Annotated in this window: 4 protein-coding genes; 1 reads left to right on the top strand and 3 read right to left on the bottom strand. The window is 42.4% G+C overall.

The window, feature by feature from the left end; translation table 11 throughout:
- Window positions 1-71: 71 nt before the first annotated feature.
- Window positions 72-761, bottom strand: a complete 690-nt coding sequence (locus AC25Y5_RS18840) for a KinB-signaling pathway activation protein (protein ID WP_482101563.1) — start codon at window positions 759-761, stop codon at window positions 72-74.
- 142 nt (window positions 762-903) lie between these two features.
- Here AC25Y5_RS18840 and gerD point away from each other — a divergent pair, with 142 nt between their 5' ends.
- A complete protein-coding gene (gene gerD, locus AC25Y5_RS18835) occupies window positions 904-1,509 on the top strand; it encodes a spore germination lipoprotein GerD (RefSeq protein ID WP_488141634.1) in 606 nt (201 codons plus the stop codon).
- Window positions 1,510-1,531: 22 nt separating this feature from the next.
- Here the strand turns inward: gerD and AC25Y5_RS18830 are convergent, their stop codons facing one another.
- Window positions 1,532-2,587 carry an Mrp/NBP35 family ATP-binding protein gene (locus AC25Y5_RS18830; RefSeq protein WP_488141635.1) on the bottom strand — a complete coding sequence of 352 codons (1,056 nt, stop codon included), beginning with the start codon at window positions 2,585-2,587 and terminating at the stop codon, window positions 1,532-1,534.
- An 80-nt stretch (window positions 2,588-2,667) separates the two neighbouring features.
- Window positions 2,668-3,384: an N-acetylmuramoyl-L-alanine amidase gene (locus AC25Y5_RS18825; RefSeq protein ID WP_482101565.1), complete on the bottom strand. Its 717-nt coding sequence runs from the start codon at window positions 3,382-3,384 to the stop codon at window positions 2,668-2,670.
- Window positions 3,385-3,512: the final 128 nt, after the last annotated feature.

The following is a 3,512-nucleotide window of genomic DNA, read 5'->3' as shown; positions in this document are numbered from 1 at the left end:
TTAGCTGCATAATATAAAACTCTAACTTTAAGGGGTCACAACATTCGCCATATGGGCTACTGTACTGTTTTTCATTTTGTTTTGGATGCCTTTTGAGCATTCTGGACTTTACGGCGTGCTTTTTTGCGTTCTTCAAGTTTCGCCTTATCTTCATCTGACTGCCTGTTGTACTTTGGAAGCACAAGAAGTTGATAAGCATTTACCGCAAGAAGTGGGAATAGCAACATTGTTACCCATGAATCGATATTTCCTGAACGTACCATCAGTGCGGGTAACCATTCAAGCGTTGTAATAACAATCATGAAAAACAGTGCTGGAATAAGTGTATATTTCTTTGTCCATTTCGCCTTAAAATAAGCCGTTATAGCCGATACAGCCACAAGTGTTACCAGCAATCCAAGATATAACATTGTTCGTCCTGTTTCACCCGTCGTCAATTGGAACCTGAAGAAGATGAGATCAAATAATACAATCGCAATGATTAGAAGCTGAACCCAGTTCCATAAAGTAAGTGTTTTGAAGATATTTACACCGAATTGATGAATTGTCAAATAAGCAAAAAAGCCCATTTGTGCGACAACGCTCATGGTGAAACCTAGAAAAATTAACCATAGAAATGCACCTATGAATTGCCCATACTCACCATTCGTTAAATATCCAGAAAAGAATTCCCAGCGGATAATAAGTCCTGCAATCCCCGTTACGAATCCTCCGATTAATAGTGCTGTAAAAAAGAATTTTACCCAATTTCGTATAGTCACGATAGTGTTCCTCCGTTTTTATTACTTCCAATAGTGTAACAACGTTTTCACGAAAAATCTATTTCATTAAACGTTTCATGCATATTTATCGCTGGATTGTGAACAATAAATGAAAATGCTTGTGGAAGGGAATTTGATTTCCATGAAAAAAAGAGTCCTACTACTATTATTTACAGCTTTTCTGCTGACAGCGTGTGGAGCGCAGCCGACAGCTCCAACATACGATGAAATGAAGAAAATGATGACCGATTCACTTCAGACGGAGGAAGGAAAGAAAGCGGTTCGGCAAATGTTTGCTGACCCCGAATTCAAAGAACTGCTTATCTTGGAGCAACCTGTAGTAAAGAAATCCGTTGAAGACACGCTTCTTTCTAAAAAAGGAGAAGACTTTTGGAAAAAGACATTTGAAGATCCAAAATTCAACGAAAGTTTTGCTAAAAGTGTAAAAGAGCAGCAGCAAGAAATCATGAAGCAATTAATGGATGATGCTTCTTTCCAAAAACAAATGGAAGAATTTTTCTCCCAGCCAGACATGTTAAAACAACTGGAAACAGTTACACAATCGGCAAATATGAAAAAGCATCTCGAAAAGGTCGTTCAAGAAACAATTAACAGCCCGTTAATGCAAACGAAGTGGCAAGAGCTCATTTTAAAAGCCGGGGATCCGAAAGGGGAAGAAAGTGGCGGTGGCAGTGGCGGCGGTGGTGGTGGCGAATCTGAGAAAAGTAAAAGTGGAGGAGGCGAATAGCCTTCTCCACTTTCTGTGTTTTTTACTTTTCTGTTTTTGTAATAATAGTTGCCGCGATGTCCATGTAAATTTTCCCAATAACATGATCTTCTGCATAGACTGAAGGAGCAAAGTCTTCTTCATCCCAGTCTGGTTGACCTAGTGGTATCTGTCCTAACAACTCTGTGCGGAGTTCCTCGGCCAGCTTCACACCGCCGCCCTGTCCAAATACAAATTCACGTTCACCTGACGCTTTTGATTGGAACCAAGACATATTTTCAATAACTCCGAGCAATTCATGATCTGTTTGAAGCGCCATCGCTCCTGCACGCGCAGCCACAAATGCAGCTGTGGGATGCGGAGTCGTCACGACGATTTCTTTAGAAGTCGGAATCATTTGATGGATATCGAGTGCTACATCTCCTGTGCCGGGTGGCAAGTCGAGGAACAGGTAATCGAGATCGCCCCATTCAACGTCACGGAAGAATTGATCAAGCGCTTTCCCCAGCATCGGGCCACGCCATACTACAGGCGCATTATCTTCAACGAAAAAGCCCATCGAAATAACCTTGACACCAAGTCGCTCCACCGGGATTATCCGATCACCGCGAACCACTGGTAAATCAGTCACGCCCATCATATCCGGAACGCTGAAGCCGTAAATATCCGCATCAATTAAACCGACTTTTTTCCCAAGCCTAGCTAGCGCTACAGCAAGGTTTACCGACACAGTCGACTTTCCTACGCCTCCTTTACCAGAAGCTATTGAAATGAATTCTACGTTACTCAATGGGGACAGAATATCTTGAGCTTCCGATTCTGTCACTTTTCCACGGAACTGTTCTAGCACCTCTGCCGGTAATTCTTCGAAACGGATACCGACGGAATCGGCTCCTGCTCCTTTCAATGTATCGACAACTTGCGTTTGAAGACCCATTTGTTCGGCTGTGTTAATTTTTGCGATTGCGAGCTTGACACTGACATGTTTTTTCTCAGGTTTGATTGTCACGCCAATAATTCCACTCGTCTCCGCAAGCGTTTTATGTAAAAATGGATCTTTCAACTGTCCCAATAACTCACGTACTGCTTGTTCGTTCATCAATATAGACACCCCTTGGAGGTTAATTAATTCTTCCCCAAGTATAACATAGTATTCTGTTTTCAAGGATTGTTTTCAGCTCACCTTTCGTCCGCAGTATGAAACTCTATAATGCCTTCAGTTATTGCATTAGCCACTTTCCCTTGATACGCAGGATCTGTCAATAGAGCTCGTTCTTCGTTATTAGAGATAAAACCCGTTTCTACGAGGACTGCCGGAGTTGGTACTTTTTTCAACAAATAGACACCCTTTATCGCCATCGCAACCCTTTCCGTGTTTTTCAAATTCGTTCTAAATGATTCTTGAATTGATTTCGCCAAAAATTCACCGTTCGGATCTCCTTCGGGGTGATAGAACACTTGGGAACCGCGCCACTTTTCTTGAGGTATGGCATTGACATGCACACTAATGAACATATCCGGAGTTTCTTTAATCGCGATACTTTCCCTTAATTGTAAATCCGCCATTTTACGTTGCCTTATAGTTCCAAATGTTTCTTGCGGTGCATGCTCAGCCAAAGCATCACCGTCTTTCATTCGCGTCATGATAACAGTTGCCCCTTTCTTTTCAAGGCGCTTTTTCAATTCATGCGAAATACTCAGAGTGATGTCACGCTCTACTACGTCTTCAAATGAAGCTCCTCCGTCCAATCCTCCGTGTCCAGGATCAATAAGAATCTTTACACCCCCGAGTTCTGCAGGCATGAAAAAGTTTCGATCAGACGAAGCATTCACGCCATACAAGACAACCACGAGAGAACATACAAAAAGCAAACAAATTACCAACCACCGTTTCATAGGGACACCGCCTTTTTCCCCACTATACGCAGGAATGCCGGCGGATATGTCCCACTTGAGACTGATGGAGAATAAATTGAAAGAGATCAATTACGCCTCGGCGTAATTGCGTCCAGATTTTGAATCGA

The organism is Sporosarcina sp. Y1011 (assembly GCF_057669885.1).
Note: the sequence above shows the minus strand (reverse complement) of the source record. Positions and strands in the feature narration are given on the sequence as shown.

What these genes read in the sequence shown, in the direction of transcription:
- gerD (WP_488141634.1), top strand. Translation starts at nt 904, where the DNA reads ATGAAAAAAAGAGTCCTACTACTATTATTTACAGCTTTTCTGCTGACA.
- AC25Y5_RS18830 (WP_488141635.1), bottom strand. Translation starts at nt 2,587, where the DNA reads ATGAACGAACAAGCAGTACGTGAGTTATTGGGACAGTTGAAAGATCCA.
- AC25Y5_RS18825 (WP_482101565.1), bottom strand. Translation starts at nt 3,384, where the DNA reads ATGAAACGGTGGTTGGTAATTTGTTTGCTTTTTGTATGTTCTCTCGTG.